This is a genomic window from Legionella sp. km772, assembly GCF_003989735.1.
In the GTDB taxonomy this organism is placed as follows: Bacteria; Pseudomonadota; Gammaproteobacteria; order Legionellales; family Legionellaceae; genus Legionella.
In genome coordinates, this window is record NZ_RZGQ01000252.1 from 1 (window position 1) to 3,406 (window position 3,406).

Sequence of the window (3,406 nt, forward strand, 5' to 3'; positions counted from 1 at the left end):
GAGTTCATTAACAATTTGGTAAAGAAGAAAGAAATGAGGTAACACAAGCGACTCAGTATTGTGTAGTAAAAAACATATAATCAAAAAATGTTTTTGCAAGAGCTTTTGATTTAATCGAGGCATATTGATAAGCGAGAGAAGGAGCATACATGAGTATGTGACTGAACGAGTGCATCAATATAACGAAGAGTAAAGCGAAAGAACGCCGCAAAAAGGTGATTGAGATTATATGGTCAAGAAGAGAAGCGCAAACGGTGGATGCCTTGGCAGTAAGAGGCGATGAAGGACGTGGAATCCTGCGAAAAGCTTTGGTGAGCTGGAAACGAGCGACTAACCAGAGATGTCCGAATGGGGGAACCCGGCTGTAGTAATACAGTCATCTTAAACTGAATACATAGGTTTAAGAAGCGAACTTGGGGAACTGAAACATCTAAGTACCCAAAGGAAAAGAAATCAATAGAGATTCTCTCAGTAGCGGCGAGCGAACGGGGAAGAGCCTGGTGCGATTTATTAGTTTTAGTGAGTGGAACTGTTTGGGAAGGCAGGCCGTAGAGGGTGAAAGCCCCGTACACGAAGCAAGACTAAAGAATTAGGCGCACGAATAAGTAGGGCGGAACACGAGTAATTCTGTCTGAATATGGGTGGACCATCATCCAAGGCTAAATACTACTTACTGACCGATAGTGAACCAGTACCGTGAGGGAAAGGCGAAAAGAACCCCGGAGAGGGGAGTGAAATAGAACCTGAAACCGTTTGCGTACAAGCAGTGGGAGCATGGCTTAGGCTGTGTGACTGCGTACCTTTTGTATAATGGGTCAGCGAGTTACTTTCAGTGGCGAGGTTAACTGAATAAGGAAGCCGTAGAGAAATCGAGTCTGAATAGGGCGCGAGTCGCTGGGAGTAGACCCGAAACCGGGCGATCTAGTCATGTGCAGGATGAAGGTTGGGTAACACCAACTGGAGGTCCGAACCGGGTAATGTTGAAAAATTATCGGATGACGTGTGACTAGGGGTGAAAGGCTAATCAAGCCCGGAGATAGCTGGTTCTCCCCGAAAGCTATTTAGGTAGCGCCTCGTGAGTGATTACTGGGGGTAGAGCACTGTTTCGGCTAGGGGGCTGTCATGGCTTACCAAACCGATGCAAACTCCGAATACCGGCTAATTGAATCACGGGAGACACACGGCGGGTGCTAACGTCCGTCGTGAAGAGGGAAACAACCCAGACCGCCAGCTAAGGCCCCCAAGTACTAGTTAAGTGGGAAACGATGTGGGAAGGCATAGACAGCCAGGAGGTTGGCTTAGAAGCAGCCACCCTTTAAAGAAAGCGTAATAGCTCACTGGTCGAGTCGGCCTGCGCGGAAGATGTAACGGGGCTAAAACTAGTCGCCGAAGCTGCGGATGTGCACTAAGTGCACGTGGTAGGGGAGCGTTCTGTAGGCTGAAGAAGGTGGATTGAGAAGTCTGCTGGAGGTATCAGAAGTGCGAATGCTGACATGAGTAACGATAATGAGGGTGAAAAGCCCTCACGCCGGAAGTCCCAGGTTTCCTGCACGACGTTAATCGGAGCAGGGTGAGTCGGCCCCTAAGACGAGGCTGAAGAGCGTAGTCGATGGGAACCAGGTTAATATTCCTGGACTTTTTATAAGTGGTGATGTGGGGACGGAGAAGGCTAGATGAGCCAGGCGTTGGTTGTCCTGGTAGTTGCATGTAGGAGGTTACTTGAGGCAAATCCCGAGTAACGTTACTCTAAGGTGCGAACTGGTTCTGACACTTCGGTGTACAGAGAAGTCATTAATGCCACGCTTCCAGGAAAAGCTGCTAGCCATAACTTATAGAGAACCGTACCGCAAACCGACACAGGTGGACAGGTAGAGAATACTGAGGCGCTTGAGAGAACTCGGGTGAAGGAACTAGGCAAAATGGTACCGTAACTTCGGGAGAAGGTACGCCCTTGTCTGTTAGTCACTACGCGTGACGAAGCGGATGAGGGCCGCAGAGACCAGGTGGCTGCGACTGTTTATTAAAAACACAGCACTCTGCAAATTCGTAAGAAGACGTATAGGGTGTGACGCCTGCCCGGTGCCGGAAGGTTAATTGATGGGGTTATCTTCGGAGAAGCTCTTGATCGAAGCCCCGGTAAACGGCGGCCGTAACTATAACGGTCCTAAGGTAGCGAAATTCCTTGTCGGGTAAGTTCCGACCTGCACGAATGGCGTAACGATGGCCACACTGTCTCCACCCGAGACTCAGTGAAATTGAAATCGCTGTGAAGATGCAGTGTACCCGCGGCTAGACGGAAAGACCCCGTGAACCTTTACTATAGTTTTGCACTGGACTTTGATGATAACTGTGTAGGATAGGTGGGAGGCTATGAAGTATCCACGCTAGTGGGTATGGAGCCAACCTTGAAATACCACCCTGTTATTATTGAGGTTCTAACTTGGTCCCATTATCTGGGACGAGGACAGTGTATGATGGGTAGTTTGACTGGGGCGGTCTCCTCCCAAAGAGTAACGGAGGAGCACAAAGGTACCCTCGGTACGGTCGGACATCGTACCTAGAGTGTAAAGGCATAAGGGTGCTTGACTGCGAGAGTGACGGCTCGAGCAGGTACGAAAGTAGGTCTTAGTGATCCGGTGGTTCTGTATGGAAGGGCCATCGCTCAACGGATAAAAGGTACTCCGGGGATAACAGGCTGATACCGCCCAAGAGTTCATATCGACGGCGGTGTTTGGCACCTCGATGTCGGCTCATCACATCCTGGGGCTGAAGCAGGTCCCAAGGGTATGGCTGTTCGCCATTTAAAGTGGTACGCGAGCTGGGTTTAGAACGTCGTGAGACAGTTCGGTCCCTATCTGCCGTGGGCGTAGGAAAATTGAGAGGAGCTGCTCCTAGTACGAGAGGACCGGAGTGGACGAACCTCTGGTGTACCGGTTGTCACGCCAGTGGCATCGCCGGGTAGCTAAGTTCGGACGGGATAACCGCTGAAAGCATCTAAGCGGGAAGCCTCCCTCAAGATGAGTTTTCCCATGAAGCCCGTTGAAGACTACGACGTTGATAGGCACGGTGTGGAAGCGCAGTAATGTGTGGAGCTAACGTGTACTAATTGGCTGATTGTCTTGACCATATAATCTGAGTCACTTTTTAGTGATGATGAGCTAGTGCTTGAGTTAAATGATAAAGCTTAATCCAGCAAAACGCTGGATTAACCAAGAAGCTTGTGCTACCTTATTCTTCTTTACCAGACCTTAAGACGACAAACAGTTTTAAGGCAACCAGTTTTCCTGGCGAACATAGCGGTTTGGAACCACCTGATCCCATCTCGAACTCAGTAGTGAAACATTCCTGCGCCAATGATAGTGTGAGGTCTCCTCATGCGAAAGTAGGGCATCGCCAGGGCTTTATT

General features: G+C 49.6%; 2 rRNA genes. Both read left to right on the top strand.

What is annotated here, in order from left to right:
- Positions 1 to 231 precede the first annotated feature (231 nt).
- Positions 232 to 3,127, top strand: a 23S ribosomal RNA gene (locus ELY15_RS14730).
- A 156-nt stretch (positions 3,128 to 3,283) separates the two neighbouring features.
- A 5S ribosomal RNA gene (gene rrf / locus ELY15_RS14735) occupies positions 3,284 to 3,399 on the top strand.
- Positions 3,400 to 3,406: the final 7 nt, after the last annotated feature.